The 15927-nt window shown below is 62.6% G+C and carries 19 protein-coding genes; 10 read left to right on the plus strand and 9 right to left on the minus strand.

Going from position 1 to position 15927, the window contains the following annotated elements; translation table 11 throughout:
- Positions 1–103: 103 nt before the first annotated feature.
- A complete protein-coding gene (locus QNM96_RS09615; protein ID WP_283835971.1) occupies positions 104–1024 on the plus strand; it encodes a TIGR03571 family LLM class oxidoreductase in 921 nt (306 codons plus the stop codon).
- Between the two features lie 36 nt (positions 1025–1060).
- Here QNM96_RS09615 and QNM96_RS09620 read toward each other — a convergent pair whose 3' ends face one another.
- Positions 1061–1324, minus strand: a complete 264-nt coding sequence (locus QNM96_RS09620; protein WP_283835972.1) for a hypothetical protein — start codon at positions 1322–1324, stop codon at positions 1061–1063.
- Between the two features lie 99 nt (positions 1325–1423).
- On the opposite strand from QNM96_RS09620, the gene QNM96_RS09625 reads away from it, so the two are divergent.
- Together QNM96_RS09625 and QNM96_RS09630 are read left to right on the plus strand one after the other, a co-directional pair.
- Entirely contained in the window at positions 1424–2026 is a 603-nt protein-coding gene (locus tag QNM96_RS09625) for a riboflavin synthase (protein ID WP_283835974.1), read from the plus strand.
- Between the two features lie 106 nt (positions 2027–2132).
- On the plus strand, positions 2133–2768 hold the full coding sequence (locus QNM96_RS09630) for an SDR family oxidoreductase (RefSeq protein ID WP_283835975.1): 636 nt from the start codon (positions 2133–2135) through the stop codon (positions 2766–2768).
- Positions 2769–2791: 23 nt separating this feature from the next.
- Here QNM96_RS09630 and QNM96_RS09635 read toward each other — a convergent pair whose 3' ends face one another.
- On the minus strand, positions 2792–3808 hold the full coding sequence (locus QNM96_RS09635; RefSeq protein ID WP_283835976.1) for a PrsW family glutamic-type intramembrane protease: 1017 nt from the start codon (positions 3806–3808) through the stop codon (positions 2792–2794).
- Positions 3809–3894: 86 nt separating this feature from the next.
- Here QNM96_RS09635 and QNM96_RS09640 point away from each other — a divergent pair, with 86 nt between their 5' ends.
- The gene (locus QNM96_RS09640) at positions 3895–4272 is read left to right on the plus strand and encodes a hypothetical protein (protein ID WP_283835977.1); all 378 of its coding nucleotides are present in this window, start codon (positions 3895–3897) and stop codon (positions 4270–4272) included.
- A 49-nt stretch (positions 4273–4321) separates the two neighbouring features.
- The gene (locus tag QNM96_RS09645; RefSeq protein ID WP_283835978.1) at positions 4322–5806 is read left to right on the plus strand and encodes a DUF402 domain-containing protein; all 1485 of its coding nucleotides are present in this window, start codon (positions 4322–4324) and stop codon (positions 5804–5806) included.
- A 30-nt stretch (positions 5807–5836) separates the two neighbouring features.
- Here the strand turns inward: QNM96_RS09645 and QNM96_RS09650 are convergent, their stop codons facing one another.
- The 3 genes from QNM96_RS09650 to QNM96_RS09660 all read right to left on the minus strand — a co-directional run bounded on the left by QNM96_RS09650 (position 5837) and on the right by QNM96_RS09660 (position 8222).
- The gene (locus QNM96_RS09650) at positions 5837–6316 is read right to left on the minus strand and encodes an NUDIX domain-containing protein (protein ID WP_283835979.1); all 480 of its coding nucleotides are present in this window, start codon (positions 6314–6316) and stop codon (positions 5837–5839) included.
- Positions 6317–6470: 154 nt separating this feature from the next.
- A complete protein-coding gene (locus tag QNM96_RS09655; protein WP_283835980.1) occupies positions 6471–7457 on the minus strand; it encodes a bile acid:sodium symporter family protein in 987 nt (328 codons plus the stop codon).
- Positions 7458–7559: 102 nt separating this feature from the next.
- Entirely contained in the window at positions 7560–8222 is a 663-nt protein-coding gene (locus tag QNM96_RS09660; protein WP_283835981.1) for a helix-turn-helix domain-containing protein, read from the minus strand.
- A gap of 88 nt (positions 8223–8310) precedes the next feature.
- On the opposite strand from QNM96_RS09660, the gene QNM96_RS09665 reads away from it, so the two are divergent.
- The gene (locus QNM96_RS09665; protein WP_283835982.1) at positions 8311–9102 is read left to right on the plus strand and encodes an NAD(P)H-binding protein; all 792 of its coding nucleotides are present in this window, start codon (positions 8311–8313) and stop codon (positions 9100–9102) included.
- Positions 9103–9118: 16 nt separating this feature from the next.
- Here the strand turns inward: QNM96_RS09665 and QNM96_RS09670 are convergent, their stop codons facing one another.
- Positions 9119–10237: an aldo/keto reductase gene (locus tag QNM96_RS09670; RefSeq protein ID WP_283835983.1), complete on the minus strand. Its 1119-nt coding sequence runs from the start codon at positions 10235–10237 to the stop codon at positions 9119–9121.
- A gap of 172 nt (positions 10238–10409) precedes the next feature.
- On the opposite strand from QNM96_RS09670, the gene QNM96_RS09675 reads away from it, so the two are divergent.
- The 3 genes from QNM96_RS09675 to QNM96_RS09685 all read left to right on the plus strand — a co-directional run bounded on the left by QNM96_RS09675 (position 10410) and on the right by QNM96_RS09685 (position 12063).
- Positions 10410–10649 (plus strand): hypothetical protein, encoded by a 240-nt coding sequence (locus tag QNM96_RS09675; RefSeq protein WP_283835984.1) that lies wholly within the window; start codon positions 10410–10412, stop codon positions 10647–10649.
- 106 nt (positions 10650–10755) lie between these two features.
- Positions 10756–11655, plus strand: coding sequence for an acyltransferase (locus QNM96_RS09680; RefSeq protein ID WP_283835985.1), 900 nt, complete (start codon positions 10756–10758; stop codon positions 11653–11655).
- A gap of 81 nt (positions 11656–11736) precedes the next feature.
- Positions 11737–12063: a hypothetical protein gene (locus QNM96_RS09685; RefSeq protein WP_283835986.1), complete on the plus strand. Its 327-nt coding sequence runs from the start codon at positions 11737–11739 to the stop codon at positions 12061–12063.
- Positions 12064–12209: 146 nt separating this feature from the next.
- Here the strand turns inward: QNM96_RS09685 and QNM96_RS09690 are convergent, their stop codons facing one another.
- Positions 12210–12953, minus strand: a complete 744-nt coding sequence (locus tag QNM96_RS09690; RefSeq protein ID WP_283835987.1) for a hypothetical protein — start codon at positions 12951–12953, stop codon at positions 12210–12212.
- Positions 12954–13378: 425 nt separating this feature from the next.
- Between QNM96_RS09690 and QNM96_RS09695 the strand changes: the two genes are divergently transcribed.
- Positions 13379–13621 (plus strand): PRC-barrel domain containing protein, encoded by a 243-nt coding sequence (locus tag QNM96_RS09695; RefSeq protein ID WP_283836369.1) that lies wholly within the window; start codon positions 13379–13381, stop codon positions 13619–13621.
- 97 nt (positions 13622–13718) lie between these two features.
- Here the strand turns inward: QNM96_RS09695 and QNM96_RS09700 are convergent, their stop codons facing one another.
- Positions 13719–14513 (minus strand): transcriptional regulator, encoded by a 795-nt coding sequence (locus QNM96_RS09700; protein WP_283835988.1) that lies wholly within the window; start codon positions 14511–14513, stop codon positions 13719–13721.
- 71 nt (positions 14514–14584) lie between these two features.
- The gene (gene prf1, locus QNM96_RS09705) at positions 14585–15844 is read right to left on the minus strand and encodes a peptide chain release factor aRF-1 (protein ID WP_283835989.1); all 1260 of its coding nucleotides are present in this window, start codon (positions 15842–15844) and stop codon (positions 14585–14587) included.
- Positions 15845–15927: the final 83 nt, after the last annotated feature.

Here is a 15927-nt window from a genome sequence, read left to right on the forward strand (position 1 = left end):
TCGGTGTCGACGGGCTTTGCGTTCGTTAAGCCGTTGTCCGTATCTACGGCTGATCCAACGCCAGAGAAGATATACGACGTAGAGCACTACTTCCGGTAACCGAATGCCTGGATACGAAAACGCAGGTTACCGGCGACTGTTTGAGGACGAGGGACTCTCGTTCGGGCTGAGCTTTCCGCTCACGGACTCGAGCCGCTCGAGGCCGAACGTCGCCGAAGAGATGCGCCTCGCCCGCCGAGCCGAGTCGCTGGGCTTCGACGCGCTCTGGTGTCGCGACGTGCCGACGTACTGGCCGAAATTCGGCGACGCCGGACAGACGTTCGATCCGTGGACCTGGCTCTCACACATCGCCGCCCACACCGACGAAATCGCCCTGGGAACGGCCAGTATCGTCCTCTCACTTCGCCATCCGCTCCACGTCGCCAAGGCGGCGGCGAGTATCGATCGGCTCTCGGACGGCCGACTCGTCCTCGGCGTCGCGACCGGTGACAGGGATCCGGAGTTTCCCGCTTTCGACGTCGACCCCTCGAGTCGCGGTGCCCTTTTTCGGGACGCCGTCAAGATTCTCCGAACTGTCTGGTCCGAGCCGGCACCCGAACTCGAGAGCCGGTGGGGAACGCTTTCGGGCGAACTCGAACTCGTCCCGAAGCCGACCACCGAGACGCTTCCGTTGCTCCCGACGGGTCACGCTCGCCAGGATCTCGAGTGGATCGCGGAGAACGGCGACGGCTGGCTGTTCTATCATCTCCCGGAGTCGACCCTCGAGAGCTTTCTTACCGATTGGCGCGAGCAGGCGGGCGAGAAGCCGTTCTCCATGGCGATGGGCGTCGAATTTGCCGGTGAATCGGGTGCCGAACCCACGCCGATCCATCAGGGAATGTGCGCCGAGCCCGAGTGGTTCCGTGAGTACTTTCGGGATCTCGAGCGAATGGGCGTCGATCACGTTATCGTCGGACTCGGCGGCGAGGATCGAGAGCGGGCGCTCGAGACGTTCGAAGCGGAGATTCTCACAGAGTTGTCGTAACGAGCGCGTTCTCTATCCGCCGGTTCTTCGCCCAAATCAGTCTCTCTCGACCGACTCCTCGTGCTCGGGATCGGGCTCGCTCGTGACCGAGCCGGCGACGCGTTTGGCGACCGCGGAGGGAACGTCGGAGGGCATCGTGAGCCGACGCTGGATGAGAACCAACCCAGCCGAGAGAACGAGTAACGTCCCGCCGACGAACGGGTCACCCCGAACGAAGAGGAACTCGAGTCCCGCGAGGGCGGCGGGAATCGCGAGGATGAGCACGCCCGCGAGCTTGAACGTGTCGATGATGCCGGCCATTGGGTCGGGCTACGAACGACAGCCCCAAAAAGACGCCGACGTCGGTCAACCCGGAACGGCTTTGGCTCGTCGCCTGCCATCTTCGGGCGAGAGTAGATCATGTTCACGGGAATCGTCGAGGAGACCGGCGAAATCGTCTCGCGCGAGCAGACCGAGGACGGGCTTCGGTTCCGAATCGCGGCCGATACGGTTGCTACGGGGCTCGAGCACGGCCAGAGCATCAGCGTCAGCGGGGCCTGTCTCACGGTCGAACGCTTCGAGGACAGGTCGTGGTTCGAAGTCTTTCTGGCGAGCGAGACGGTTGACCGCACCTATCTCAGCGAACTTGATGAGGGCGATGTCGTTAACCTCGAGCGGGCGATGCCCGCCGACGGACGTTTCGACGGCCACGTCGTGCAGGGTCACGTCGACGCCGTGGCGACTGTCGAGGCCGTCGAATCCGTCGGCGAGGACTGGTACTTCGAGTTCGCCCTCCCCGAGGGCTACGACCGCTACGTCGTCGAGAAGGGGTCGATCACCCTCGACGGAATCAGCCTCACGGTCGCAGAGCTAACCGAAGACGGGAACGTGACGGTCGCGATTATCCCGACGACGTACGATCAGACCGCCCTCTCCGAGAAATCGTCCGGCGATCCGGTCCACCTCGAGGTCGACGTCCTCGCGAAGTACGTCGAACGGTTGCTCGAGTCACACCTCGGGTAGGGGCGCGGGAAACGGAACTACCGTCGTCGGATGGACAAACTGGCAAACTGGTAGGTAACCGTCGTCGTCAAAAAGCTATTCCAGTGGCGATACCGGAGAGCAGTGTATGCACGTACTCGTTGCGGGAGCCCACGGACAGGTCGGACAGCACGTCACGAGCATCTTAGCCGAAAGCGATCACGACGTGCGAGGCATGATCAGAAGCGAGGATCAGATCGAAGCGATCGAGGAACTCGGCGCTGAGCCCGTTGTTGCGGACCTGACGGAGGAGGTTTCCCACGCCGTGGAGGGCTGTGACGCCGTCGTGTTCGCCGCCGGATCCGGCGGCGACGCCGTCTGGGACGTCGACCGCGACGGCGCGATAACCCTCATGGAAGCCGCCGAGGATCAGGGTGTCGAGCGGTTTGTCATGCTCAGTTCCATTAGCGCTGACACGCCGGAGGAGGCCCCCGAGGCGCTCCGAGACTATCTAAACGCGAAGGCTGAAGCCGACGAGCGGCTCCGAGAGAGCGACCTGACGTACACCATCGTTCGCCCCGGTGAACTCACCAACGAGAACGGAACCGGTCGTATTCGGACGAGTACCGAACTCGAGCGGACTGACGGGGACGTTCCGCGGGAAGACGTGGCCCAGACGTTGGTCACCGCACTCACCGCAGAACGCACCAAGGGCCGTACCTTCGAGGTGCTCTCCGGAGACGACACAATCGAAGCGGCGTTGGAGGACCCGCTCGAGTCATAACGGAATCGATAGAACAGCACTCGCTATCGCTGAGCCGGTTCGAACTCCGTCCGTTCCGGCGTGAGGTCCCGATCGGCGATGTCTTCTCGAACGTCACGGTACGTCCGCCGGTAATGGGCGATTTTTCGGTAGAGGTAGTAGCCGAAGATGGCGTTGAACGCGACGACGAAGCCGACGAAGGCGGCGTCGGGCCCGATTGCCAACAACTCGGCGGCTATCGCCGGAACGAACTGTACGGTGGAGTTGTACAATCCGTGGACGAACGCGGCGACCAGCAGTCCTTTGACGACTAGCGGACCCGCGTTCTGCGGATTGAACTTCGCCAACCCGAGGTAAAATCCCGCGATGGCGGAGTAGATAACGTGGCCGGGACCGGCCAGCGCTCGAGTCGTCGCGATTTCGGTTGCGGCGACGAACAGTCCGGTCCCCGACTCGAGGTCGGTCAGGTAGCCCCCGATGTAGATCGCGTTCTCGATGGAGGCAAAGCCAAGTCCCGCGACGGCACCGTACACCGCGCCGTCGATCACCGCGTCGAAACTGTTGCTTCGGTAGGCGTAGACGCGAACGGCGAGTAGTTTGACGGCTTCCTCGACGGGCCCGACGATCAGGAAGAAAAAGAGAAGACTGCCGAGGACGGTCGCCCTATTGATGAACTCGCCGCCGACTGTGTTGATAACCGCGGCGAAGGGTGCAAACAGGATCACCAGCACGAACGTCGCGACGAGCAGACCGAGGGGCTCTCTCGTCGTGATATCCGCGTACCAGATGTACGCCGCGAGCAACGCGGCGGGGACGACCGACAGCAGGAAGAAGACGCTCACAAGCGGTTGCTCGGCGACGATGATGGCTGGAGACAACAGGATTGACGCCGTGATCGCCAGCGCGACCAGTAAGACGATGGCGGGAAATCCGTAGCTGAGTGCGGTGTAGACGCCGTAGGCGAACCGGTCGAGCAACGAGCGCGGCTCCCAGGTTGATACCTCCTGTAAATCCCTCGAGTCGTCTGCGGCCCGTTCGATCGGATCGCGTCGCCGTGGCATATCACGCAAATCACCGCCCGTTCGGAAAGACGTTTCCGCTCAGTGAACACGGAATCCACAAAGGCCTCCCCTTCGTACGGGGTCGTATGCACTTCGATCAGCGAACCCAACGCGCGCTTCGGGACGTCGGCCTCGAGACCGAGGATCTCCGCGAGGCGTCGACGGCCGTCGTCGAGGCCGTCGAGGACGACGCCCACGCGCTCGAGGCGTTTTTCGACGAGCACGAAACGGTCTACTCCGATATGGACATGGCCCACTCGAGCGAGGAGCACCCTGAACACGCCGTCGAGTACCTGGATCTGATGACCCACGCCGACGAGATGCGCGGCTGGCTCCGATTCGACAGCTGGGGCGTCTACGTCGAGGGCGGGCGGATTCTCGAGGACGAACACGTCGAACTGACTCTCGGGCCGACGATCAACGGCCGGGTCAGATTCGCACCGGATCGCGACACCCTCCGATGAGCGAGCGGAATACGAGAACGGCCCAGAACGAAACGATGGAGGGCGAGGGATGACGACGGCTCGCGTCCGCGGAATCTACACGACCGCCGTCACACATCTGCTCCGAGAGGCCGACCTCGAGGTCGTGCAGGCCTCCGAACCGATTCGCGAGCGCTTCGATGACGAGTTCGAAGTCGCTCCCGCGGCCGTCACCGTCGACACCACTCGAGACAGGCAGGGCGTCGGGGTCTCCGGCCCGCCGGAGGCCGTCGAAACCATCGCGAACGAACTGGAGTCCGTCGCCATCGACGCCTTCCGCTGGGAGAGCGAGGTTTCCGACGGGGCCGTTTTCGACGCCGAAGTGCTCGAGGCATCGGGCGGAAGCGGCGCGGTCGTCGACCTCGGCGAGGGCCGCCGCGGCTATCTCAACTACGACGACGCGGACGGCTACGTCGACTCGGGCGATCGGTATCGCGTGCAGGTTCGCGAGTCGACGCCGCCGTGGGTCGACGACCGGCCTCGCGTCGTTCCGACGCTCGAAGTCCGGAGCGGCCTCTGTACGCTCTCTCAGGACCGAACCGGCGTCTCGGCCGCGCTTTCGGGCGAGCGCGCCAACGAACTCGTCGGCATGACGGACCTGCTTTCGACGGACGTTCCCGACGGCTGGGGACTCCGCTGGCACCACACGGCCGCCGACGCGGACCTCGAGGCGATGGGCGACGCGCTGGCGGCGATCGCCGAGCGAGCCGCGGCGCTCGAGAGCGAACTCGCAGACGCTCCTTCGGAGCCGGACGAGCCGTCACAACTCGTCGCGACGGAGACCACGATTTGGCTCTGGTTCGGTCGCCGATCGCGGTTCGCGCTCGACGAAGCCCGACGCACGGTCGAGACGACGATGCCGGGTCATCACCGGACCAAGGCCGCAACCAGAGCGGCGAGTTCGGCCGTGGACTTTGCCGAAGCCGTCCGTGGCTCTCTCGCGGTCGATTCGAGTTCGGACTCGAACTCGGACTGGCATTCGTGGGCGGATCCGAGCCAAGGCGCGGACGGCGCGTTCCCCTTCGATGCCGTTGTCAAACAGTTCGGCCCCGACTCGGGCGACCGGATCGAGATCGGACACGGCAAACCAGACGGGCGGCTGATATCGCTCGGTTACGGCGACGTAACCGACTGGGAACCAGACGGGAAGCTCACGCTCGAGCGGAGCATGCGCGGGGGCGGCAGTTACGACGCGCTCGGTACCCCCAAGGAGGACGGCGACACGGCCGTCACGAAGTTCCGGGAGGGGCGCTGGTGGTACCCGACGACGTACAAAGCCGACGACGGCTCGACGAAGGGAACCTACGTCAACGTCTGTACGCCGGTCGAACTCTTCCCCGAGACGGTTCGGTACGTCGATCTCTACGTCGATGTCATTCGGACGCCCGACGGAGAAGTCGAAATCGTCGATGAAGCCGAACTCGAGGCGGCCGTCGCAGATGACATTGTTTCGACGGAGTTGGCGGAGAAGGCCCGAAGCGTCGCGGGAGCCGTCGAACGGGCGCTTTCGAAGTAGCGCAAGCGAGGCGTCGCTGTCGACTCGAGTTCAGTCCGAGGCCGCCGCGATATCGCCGGCGTGTTCGACCGGCTCGCCGGGGAGGTCGGACGTCGGGAGAAGGTGCGCGTAGTCGTCGAGATCGAGCGCGAACTCACGGTCCGTTGCCGGGTCAACCCAGTAGAGCTCGAACTCGGCACCGTGTTCTCCGCCCCCGTCCGTCACCGTGTGCGTCCACGCGTCGCGCGGTTCGTGGACGGTCGCGTGAAAGAAGTGGCGCACGTAGCGCTTGGGCGGGGACTCTCGTCGCGTCCAGACGTCGGTCGTGAGGTGGCGGGTCGCGCCGAGCGTTCCGAGTCCGCTCTCTTCCATGACTTCCCTGAACAGCGCCTCTCGAGGGGTTTCTTCCTGCTCGAGGGTTCCCTTCGGAATCTGTAGGCCGTCGTGTCCCGGTCCGTCGAACACCAGTAACTCGCCCGTGTCGCGCGTCACGTAGGCACACGCCTTCTGGACGTACGTGATCTCGGTCATGATATCAGGTGGCACAACGACCGGCGTGAAAAGCGTATCCTCAAGGGAATTAAGTGTGATTAAGGGGATTCGGACGCGGAACCCATCAAAAATAGTGAGAGTTGCGATGATGGGGGCGCGATCTTGACGGTGGGCGAGGACGATGGGTCCCGATTCAGTCTGCAGTCGACGTCGCGTCGGATTCCGTGATCGACACGTCGTCTCGCCGCGTGAAAACCGTCGCGAGGGCGGGTCCGGAGATGTTGTGCCAGACGCTGAACAGGGCCGGGATCAGTGCGGCGATCGGGTCGAAAAACGCCACCGCGAGCGCGACGGCGAGCCCGCTGTTTTGCAAACCGACCTCGAACGCGCAGGCGCGCGCTCGGTCCGTGCTCATCCCGGTCAGATAGCCAGCGCCGTAACCGGCACCGAGCCCGAGCGCGTTGTGGACGATCACCGCGAGGAAGACGACTGCGCTCGCGGCGAGGATCTCCTCGACGTTGAGGCCGACGATCGCGGCGACGATGAGGACGATGGCGAGCACGCTAATCGCGGGGAACACGGAGAGGCCTGCTTCCGCGGCTGTCGGTGCGTACCTGTCGAGTACGATTCGCAGGCCTAACCCGGCAATGACCGGGATCAACACGATAAGGACGATCTCCTCGGCCATCGCGCCGAAGGTGACGGTAACCGATTCTCCCGCGAGTAATACGACCCACGCCGGCATCACGAGCGGCGCGGCGAGCGTCGTCACCGACGTGATCGTCACCGAGAGCGCGACGTCGCCGCGGCCGAGGTAGGTCATCACGTTCGAGGCCGTTCCACCCGGCGCGGCACCGAGCAAAATCAGCCCGACTCCGATCTCCCACGGCAGACCAAGCAAGACGACGAGCAAATAGGCGAACACCGGCATGAACACCCACTGGGCCGCCGCACCGATGAACACGTCTCGCGGCCGCTCGAGAATTCGTCGAAAATCCGCTGGCGTGAGCGTCAGTCCCATGCCGAGCATGATGACGCCCAGAAACACCGGGATGTACTCCCCCAGGGGTGTAAACGTCGACGGCGAGTACAGTGCAAGCGCCGAGCCGAGCAGAATCCAGACGACGAAGTACGTGCTCGTGAACGCACCGATGCGCTCCAAGAGTCGAATCGCACTCATCGAATCGCTTCCTCCGTGATAGCCATACTCATCCATCACTGAGCGATTCGATTTAAACTACCTGATTGGGCTTTCACCGGGCGCTTTCGCCTGCTTATCCAGTTAGTCCCGGAGCACCGACCGGAGGAGGTTCGCCTCTCCTTTTCGGAGGTGCTCGGCGGCGGTGCTCGGTGCACATCCCATCGCACGCGCGACATCCACGTGGCTGGCTTCGCGGGGGATTTCGTAGTATCCGTGCGAGAGACCGACCGTGAGCGCCTCTCGTTGTCGGGGTGAGAGTCGCGGTTCGTGAATACCGGGGACGGCCGACAGTCCGCCGATTTCGCTGACCGTCACCTCGATCGGCTCTGGAATACGGTCGATAGCTGTCTGCACTTCGCCTGCGGGGCCGAACGCCGCGTAGGAAACCGTGCCGCTTTCGCTTTCATAAGTGACGGGCGGAATCACGACGACCGGACTGCGGGTGAGCTCCGAAAACAGGTCACAAAGCGGTTCGCTCATCTCGTCACGCACGTAGACGTAAAACTTCCCGTCACCTGCCCGCGCAATCTCGTATGCACGTACTTCCGGAATTCGCTCGAGCGCCGCGATAAACTGGTTGGCGTCGCCCTCGACGAAGTGCATGATCCCGAGCTCTTCGTCCGTGATATTCCAGTGCATCGCAGTTGCTCGGTCGACAACCGTTTCGTCGACGAGCAGGTCGTACATCGGATGAATCTCATCCGCACGACCGCCGGCGTCGAGAGTGAGCCGAACGTATTTCATACGTGTTCTGTCCTCTCTCACCGTATAAACCCCGCAGACGGGTCCGGTAGTATTGACTTACTCTCTCGCCGCTACGCTTTAGACGCACATGAGCGGAACAATTCGGACGCTCCTTACCGGCGCGACGGGGACGCTCGGAGAAGCGTTGCGCCCCCGATTGCGCGACGCGGATCACGAGGTTCGCGCGGCGAGTCGGTCGCCTCCGGTAGAAGCCGACGAGGCGGGGTGGGTCGAATTGAACCTGGTGGATGGGACCGGACTTTCGGACGCGACCGAAACCGTCGATGTCGTTGTCCACGCGGCCACCGCACCTCGAGGAGACAGCGAGGCGGTCGATGTTCGCGGGACCGAACGGCTCCTCGAGGCCGCCGACGCTGCCGACGTCTCGAACGTCGTCTACGTCTCTATCGTCGGCGTCGACGAGATTCCTTACTCCTACTACGAACACAAGCGAACCGCCGAGCGAATCGTCGAGCAACACGCCGTTCCCTCGACGATCGTTCGCCTGACGCAGTTTCACGAGTTCGTCCTCGAGGTACTCACGGTGGTCTCGCGGCTGCCGGTCTGGCCGATGCCGACCGACTTTCGGATGCAACCGATCGACACCGGAGAGGCCGCCGCGGAGATCGTCGACCTCGCGACGCTTGAGCCAGGTGGGCGGGTGCCACCCGTCGGCGGCCCGGAGGTTCGAACTGCCGCCGACCTTGCGCGTGCGTACCGTGACGCTCGATCCGCGCGGCGGCCGATCGTTTCCGTACCAATTCCGGGAACGATCGCCCGTGGGTTCCGCTCCGGCGCGTCGACGTGTCCGGAACGGACCGTCGGGTCGGTGACGTGGGAACAGTGGCTCGAGCGATGGGGCAAAAACGCCGAACGCTGAAAAGGCATTTAGCCGGTCAGTCGGCGGCCAGCTTGTCGAGTCCTGCCGACTCGATATCCGCACCGTCGACCGACGAGCGAAGCGAGTCCATGCCGTCGTCGCGGTCGATATTGAAGTCGTTCTCGTACAGTTCCTCGACGCGGGCCATCTCCTCGTCGGTAAGTTTGGGGACGTCGCTTGCGGCCGCCCACTCGTCGATGTCCGCCTTCGTTCGGAAGGTTGGTGTCACAGTCGCGACGGCGTCGTGTGAGAGAAGCCACGCGATCGAGGCCTGTCCCATCGTGCGTTCTCCCTCCACGGCGTCCGCGTGCTCTCGCGACCCCTTCACGCTCGAGCTATTCGCGGAGCCCGACTCCGCCCGCTCTAGGAACCGGAGCGCCTCGAGTTTCTCCCAGCCGGTCTCGTACCACTCGTCGGGACGGAAGCCGCGGTGGTCGCCCTCGCCGAGTTCCGTCTCGGGGGTGACCTGTTCGTTGAGGATGCCCGAGGAGTGGGGAACGCGGGGGATGAGACTCGTCGACGAGCCGGTTCGGTCGATCGTCTCGAGGAAGTGGTTGCCGACCTCCTGTTCGAGCATGTTCCAGACGAGTTGGACGGAGTCAAACTCTTCTTCGATGGCGAGGTCGCCCTCCGCGAGCCAGCCGATCGAGGGGCCGAGCGCGAGCCCGGTCGCGTCGATCTTTCCTTCCTCCTCGAGTTCGTCGAGCAGTTCGAGTACGTCGGGCGTGATTTCGGAGGCGTCCGCGTTGTGGAGCTGGAGCACGTCGATCGTCTCAACCTCGAGGCGCTCGAGGCTCTTCTCGACGGCCTCGCGGAGGTACTCCGGATCCATCTCCTTGGGGAGCTCGCCGTGGCCCGCCTGGGGGTTGTTATAGAAGTCGTAGCCGACCTTCGTGGCGAGGGTCACGTCCTCGCGCACGTCGGCGAGCGCCTCGCCGATGAGTTCCTCGCTCCGTCCGTGGCCGTAGACGTCGCCCGTGTCGATGTACGTGACGCCCTGCTCGACGGCGTACCGGACCATCTCGATCGCGTCTTCCTCGGAGCGGTCGCCCCACCAGTCGGTGCCGACGACCCACGCGCCGAAGCCGACCTCGCTGACCTCGAGGCCGGAGTCGCCGAGTTCGCTATAATGCATATGCGATCGTTCGAAGCGAGGGGACTTAGGGTGTACGGAACGTGCCCATTCGGTGGGAACCCGCCCGCCATACGGTGGTGTCTCAAGGCGGCCATACCGTCAACGCCGCGATCGGACACGCCGTCCACGGGGAGATCGAACCCCTTACGGTATTTGTCTACTAGATGCGCGTATGGACGAGTTCCGCTCTCGAAAGAGACATTGGGTCCTCGCGTCGATCGCCGTCATCGTAGCGGTCGTCGGTGTGTTCCTCCTCCAGTCCGGGGCGGTGGCTCTTCCCGGTCCGCTGGGAATGGTGGGTGTTGTTCTGGGAACCGTCATCGGATTCCTGATGGTTATCACGGTGGTTCTGATCGCTGGTGTTCTGTGTGCGTTCGTGGTTGCTCGTCTCGCATCGCTCGTGTTTTCTTGAGGCTGTACCGCCCTCAAAAACATTTTACGCTGACAGGAACGCGGAGGTCCGGCAAGTCGATCGGACAACCGAACCCCTATGACCTCCCCGTGAGTAATACGTCTATATGACAAAGCGGTACGTCTCGCTTCCCGAGAAGGCAGAGGCGGGGATGCGGGAGTTCGTAGCGGAGGTCGACGACCGACTCTCGGGCGACGAAGATACGTGCAGCGTCGTCGAAGACGTCCTAATCGACCTCTCCGGTGACAGAGATGCCTACGATCGATGGCAGGCCGGAGCGTCGGTCTCGACGGCCGAACGCGTCCGACTACAGAGCTACGACCCGTGTCACACGACCCTCGAGAGCGAGTACTACGCCGAAAAGGACGAGGAGACGTTCCGCAGGTCGAAACACCTCCAGTGGCTCTGGCGGCAGTTCGACAGTCTCCCGATCGCGGACAACGTCGAGTTCGCGCTCCGATTCCGCAGGATGCTCGCGGACCACCTCTTCGAGGACTGTGGGGAGAACTGCCGATTTTTCAAGGGGATCTCGTTCACGTACGGGCACAACATCACGATCGGCGACAACACGGTCGTACACGACGATGCCCACCTCGACGACCGAGGGAAGCTAACGATTGGCGACCGCGTCTCGATCTCGGACGGTGTTCACGTCTACAGCCACGACCACGATGTCGTCGACCAGACGGCGGTTCGAAACTTCCACACGATCGTCGAAGACGATGTCCGTCTCACGTACGATTCGATGGTCCGCGCCGGCAACAGGGTCGGCGAGAACGCGATCGTCGGCGCACGCGGGATCGTCCAGCACGACATTCCCGCCCACCACATCGCCGTCGGGATGCCCGCCAAAAGCGTCAAAATCAAACCCGGCTGGGAGTCCGTCGCCACGCCGATCGAGGACGCCGGCGTCAACCGACAGGAGCAACGCCACCTCGAGTACGAGCTGGACGACAACCTCGAGGTCTTCGACGAGTTCCAGCGCGATCTCGAATCCCCGAACTGATTGAACTGTCTCCCGACGCTGACTCTCTCATGGCTTGAACGCAGGGAATAGCCAAGTGTGTGGAGTGCGTTATGTTCACACATGGACCCCTGGGGGTGGCTCGCCGGTTACGTGGTCCTGTTCGCCCTGCTCCACTTGTTACTGTATTATTTCTACGTCCGCCGAGCGAGCGACGACACGGCGTCGTCGCCGTCGTTTTCAGAACCGGATCAGGGCCGTCCGAAATCGTCACCCCAGACGCCGTACGAACGCTATCCCGCTCGGGAAGCGTTCGACGACCCGTCGGAACTCGAAGAGACCCTCGAGTTCGACGGCGACACGATGCAGTGTCCCCACTGTGGCGCTCGAAACAAGTCCGACCAGACGTTCACGTACTGCTGGAACTGCGTGTCGTCGATTCATCGATAGCATTCTACCACCGCCTGAATCGCTGTGAGACTGCCTGAATCGCTGTGAGTCCCGGTAATATCTACTTTCGTGAGGACAAGATCTCTTTGTGAGGTGCGATACTGATTCTCGAGATCGAGGAATCGCGTACTCCCACCGGCCAGGACCTACGTCGAGGCCGATAATCCGGCCTCGAGCGCGTCGAGGTGGTCCACGCCGACGACGGCGACGACGGACCCTCGCTCTCGGTGGTCTCGTAGTTTCTCGATCATGCACCGTTCGCGGGTCTCGTCGCGGTAGTCGACCGAATTCGGCGGGGTCCCCGTTGTCCCGCCGAGAAGCGCCTGGACGCCCGCGACGTGTGCCCGCTCGTGAGCGGCCTGGGTTTCCGGGTCGTCGTCGTGCTCGCAGGAGTAATCGATCGGTTCATCGCAGGCGACGGTCATCGAGGTCACGTCTGTCAGTGTCGCAGCGACGCGGCAGGTGAGCGCATCCCGCGTCGCGCCTCCGAGGCTCGAGACGACGCGGCGGGCAGTCGAGGGCGAGACGCGATCGGCGACGAGTCGAGCAACGAGGCGGCGGAAGAACGGCCAGTTCGGGGCGTCGATACCAGTAATATCTGCGTTCGAAACGGCGTCGATCGCCGCGCTCATCTCGCCGCCGAACCGAGGCGGCGACCGATCGTCTCGAGCGTAGGCTCGGTACAACGCCACGGCGGCCGAGGGCAACTCGAGGGCGAGGATATCGGGCTCGGCCCGTTCGAGGACGGTCCGGACGCGGCCGACGCTCGCCGGGTGGTCGTGGACGACGCCGAGGAGAACGACGTCGCCGTCGGGATGCCGAACGGAGCGACAAAACTGGGGGGTGACTCGGGGATCATCGACGGCGGTCGCGATCGAAGACGATGCCATATGGAGACGAATAATACTACGGTAGGACGGTCATAACCCTTCTGTTATTCGCGGAAGTCGCTCGTTTATCGTACGAAACGGTCATCGGAGCTGGGAATCGGCGGCCGTCGTCGAGAGCGGTTCGATCGGAGAGAACCCATCGTCCGTCCGACTCGAGGCGACAAGGTGAACTTATCGGAGTCTCGCCTCCGTTCGGGCTCGTTCCGGGAAGTAACATTCTGTGAGCTATGACAACGGTTTCGATGGTTTATCTAGTGTGCGTTCCTGCGTAACGGTGGATACTCGATAGCGAACATCGTCCTGTGATTGTGGACGATCGATTGCGCGTCGGACGAACGCACGCTGACCGAAAAACCAGCCGTTCGCCGACCGAAACGGCAGTCGCGCCGATCGAATTCAACGAAGTCGAACGCCGGAACTACACTATGCGGGAGAAACTCGAACCCTCGGACACCGGAAAGCGCGTACTAAACGCCGACGGGACTGCAGTCGGGCGCATCGCCGACGTGGAGAACGGTCGCGGCTACGTCGTTCTCGACCCTGGCCTCACCGAGACGATCAAAGCGAAACTCGGCTGGGGGTCCGTTACCGACGAGGCGCACCCGCTCGATTCGGGGAGCATCGAGAAGATCACCGACGATGCGGTCTATCTGCGCGGGACGCTGTGAGCGCAGGCGGCGGCTCATAGGGTCGGTTGTCCCTGTTTACCGGTTTGTCGCCAGGTCGGGGTGGCAAATGGCCGGAAATGGCGTACAACCGACCCTATCAGCGATCGTCGAACGGGGACAACGAGGTCGCGCTTGCCCGATGCCGCCGAAACAATCCGTGCGCCCACTCGATTGCGTCCGCGGAGTCGTTTCGGATTACTCCCCGGTGTGTCAGGTCCGAATTAAGCAGGATGACGTAGACGACCGATTTCGTCGGCGTTTCGACGATCGATAGCTCGTAGGGCACCGTTTCGACTGCGTAGAGATCGACGCCGCCGTCGACGATCAACTCGCGGAGTCGCTGCGTGTATTCTGTCAGCGTAAACCTCGCGAGATCCTCCGTGAGAAGTAGTTCGACATCGAGATCTCCGTTAACGGATCCGTCGTAGAACTGCTGTCGGAACTTCGGCATCCTGTCGGCCGCAGCCATCCCGCGGATCCGGTCGGCCCGACCGATCAGGTCGATAATTTCCTCGAGCGGTTCACTCGGCGCGTGCGGTGGGGTCTCGAGCAGAGTCGCACCGCGTACCATCTCGACGGCTATCGGCGTCTCGGCTGGCAAGTCTCGCAATAGATCGCTCAGCTGAGAAACCGATTCGAACGTCCGGAGACTTCGGCGATGCTCGGATAGCGCGAGTCGACCCGCGACGGTCAGTTGAAAGCCGTCGTCGGTTCGCCGAATGCAGTCTAATCCCTCGAGTTCGCGGATGGCTCGATTGATCGTCGACCGGGAACAATCGAGGACCTCGATGAGTTCGGGCTTGGCCGCCGGACCGTCCTCGAGTCGCTCGAGCAGTGGCGATCGCTTGGCGACCGTTTGAAGAATATCGGGATCTGCACTCGAGTTCCCCATCTCACCTATTGGACGCAGAGGAGCGGCTAAAAAGTTCTCGGTCCAGATGACGCTTCCCTTGGCCGCTATCGCTAGACGCCCGTACTGTAACGCAAGATCCCTGCAAAGCCACCGAAGGCGTTGTACAGCTGTTCACCCTTCTCGAAGTCGGTCGAGATAAATTTCGTCTCGGTGCCGCGCTGTTCGGCGATTTCGATGAGGTGATCGATCGCGTCTTCTCGATTCTCTTCGTCGGCCTCGATCGCAGTGCCACACTCCGTACACTCGTGGTCCGGCGTCGATTTGCGCCGATCGATCACTTCGTAATCGGTGTTCGAACACTCCGGACAGTCGAAGATGACGACGTCGGACCGGAGATCCTCGCTGATCAACAGCGTTTCGACCGACCCCATGATGAGATTGTCTCGCGTCTGTTCGAAACCGTAGGTCGCCTTCTCGCCGGCGTGGAGCTCCTCGAAGAACTGCTCCATCTCCTGCTTTTCCTTCATTACCTCCGCGTCGGCGAGGGCGTCCTCGGCGTTGTCGACGAGTTCCTTCAGGCCGGATTCGTCGGTATAAGAGACATCGAACTTGCCGATAACGTTGTCCTGAATCTCGTGGTGGAGATAGTCGCCGTCGAGGAACTCGTCTTTGGTCGGTGACGGACCGCCGACGAGGATGCCGTCCATCTCGTGTCGTTTGGGGACGAACAGGTCGTTGCCCATCTCGGCGACCTCCTGATAGAAGTTGTCGATCGCCTCGAGGCGGAGTCGAGCGAATCGCTGGGCGGACTGACCACCTTTTCGCTGTTTGCCGGGGACCAGCGAGGAGGCGGACTTGACCGGTTCGATGCGTTTGCCTCGAAGCCAGCCGACGTTAGCCTCGCGCCGGTCGAGCACGATCAGGCCGTACAGGCCGTTGTCCGCGAGCATGTGCTCGAGCGGTTCGGTGAGAAAGTCAGAGTCACAGTGATAACGGAAAGATTCGACGGGTTGGGGCGGGCTCTCAAGGACTTTTGTGACCATCTCTGTCCTGCCGCCGCCGGAGTCGACGGCGCCCGAGAACAGGACGAGACCGTTGTCTGGCGGAAAGGTGTCGTAATATCGAAGCCGATCTTTGATGGACGTTAACGCGTCCTGAACGTTAGTCCGAGTCTGTTTTGACTTGATGTTGGCCGCTTCGGAGTGTTCCTGGGTGACGTGTGCGACGACGTCACTAATCTGGCGGTCGTCGGGAACGTAGATCGTAACGAGTTGAGTTCCCGACCCCTCGAAATTCTTGAGATCCTCGATAACCTTCCGGAATTCGTATTTCTTCCGGTCGGAGTGTTCCTGCTCGCCCTCCTGACTCATTGGTCGTACAAAGCACTGCTGCGGGTAAGTATTTGTTGACCTGTTCGAGCACGCGCGCAAAAGTGGCTCGCGGTCGGCGTGAA

This window comes from Halostagnicola sp. A-GB9-2 (assembly GCF_030068615.1).
Taxonomy (GTDB): domain Archaea; phylum Halobacteriota; class Halobacteria; order Halobacteriales; family Natrialbaceae; genus Halostagnicola.

Excerpts from the sequence above, each read along its gene's own strand:
- QNM96_RS09615 (WP_283835971.1), top strand. The coding sequence starts at position 104 with ATGCCTGGATACGAAAACGCAGGTTACCGGCGACTGTTTGAGGACGAG.
- QNM96_RS09620 (WP_283835972.1), bottom strand. The coding sequence starts at position 1,324 with ATGGCCGGCATCATCGACACGTTCAAGCTCGCGGGCGTGCTCATCCTC.
- QNM96_RS09625 (WP_283835974.1), top strand. The coding sequence starts at position 1,424 with ATGTTCACGGGAATCGTCGAGGAGACCGGCGAAATCGTCTCGCGCGAG.
- QNM96_RS09630 (WP_283835975.1), top strand. The coding sequence starts at position 2,133 with ATGCACGTACTCGTTGCGGGAGCCCACGGACAGGTCGGACAGCACGTC.
- QNM96_RS09635 (WP_283835976.1), bottom strand. The coding sequence starts at position 3,808 with ATGCCACGGCGACGCGATCCGATCGAACGGGCCGCAGACGACTCGAGG.
- QNM96_RS09640 (WP_283835977.1), top strand. The coding sequence starts at position 3,895 with ATGCACTTCGATCAGCGAACCCAACGCGCGCTTCGGGACGTCGGCCTC.
- QNM96_RS09645 (WP_283835978.1), top strand. The coding sequence starts at position 4,322 with ATGACGACGGCTCGCGTCCGCGGAATCTACACGACCGCCGTCACACAT.
- QNM96_RS09650 (WP_283835979.1), bottom strand. The coding sequence starts at position 6,316 with ATGACCGAGATCACGTACGTCCAGAAGGCGTGTGCCTACGTGACGCGC.
- QNM96_RS09655 (WP_283835980.1), bottom strand. The coding sequence starts at position 7,457 with ATGAGTGCGATTCGACTCTTGGAGCGCATCGGTGCGTTCACGAGCACG.
- QNM96_RS09660 (WP_283835981.1), bottom strand. The coding sequence starts at position 8,222 with ATGAAATACGTTCGGCTCACTCTCGACGCCGGCGGTCGTGCGGATGAG.
- QNM96_RS09665 (WP_283835982.1), top strand. The coding sequence starts at position 8,311 with ATGAGCGGAACAATTCGGACGCTCCTTACCGGCGCGACGGGGACGCTC.
- QNM96_RS09670 (WP_283835983.1), bottom strand. The coding sequence starts at position 10,237 with ATGCATTATAGCGAACTCGGCGACTCCGGCCTCGAGGTCAGCGAGGTC.
- QNM96_RS09675 (WP_283835984.1), top strand. The coding sequence starts at position 10,410 with ATGGACGAGTTCCGCTCTCGAAAGAGACATTGGGTCCTCGCGTCGATC.
- QNM96_RS09680 (WP_283835985.1), top strand. The coding sequence starts at position 10,756 with ATGACAAAGCGGTACGTCTCGCTTCCCGAGAAGGCAGAGGCGGGGATG.
- QNM96_RS09685 (WP_283835986.1), top strand. The coding sequence starts at position 11,737 with ATGGACCCCTGGGGGTGGCTCGCCGGTTACGTGGTCCTGTTCGCCCTG.
- QNM96_RS09690 (WP_283835987.1), bottom strand. The coding sequence starts at position 12,953 with ATGGCATCGTCTTCGATCGCGACCGCCGTCGATGATCCCCGAGTCACC.
- QNM96_RS09695 (WP_283836369.1), top strand. The coding sequence starts at position 13,379 with ATGCGGGAGAAACTCGAACCCTCGGACACCGGAAAGCGCGTACTAAAC.
- QNM96_RS09700 (WP_283835988.1), bottom strand. The coding sequence starts at position 14,513 with ATGGGGAACTCGAGTGCAGATCCCGATATTCTTCAAACGGTCGCCAAG.
- prf1 (WP_283835989.1), bottom strand. The coding sequence starts at position 15,844 with ATGAGTCAGGAGGGCGAGCAGGAACACTCCGACCGGAAGAAATACGAA.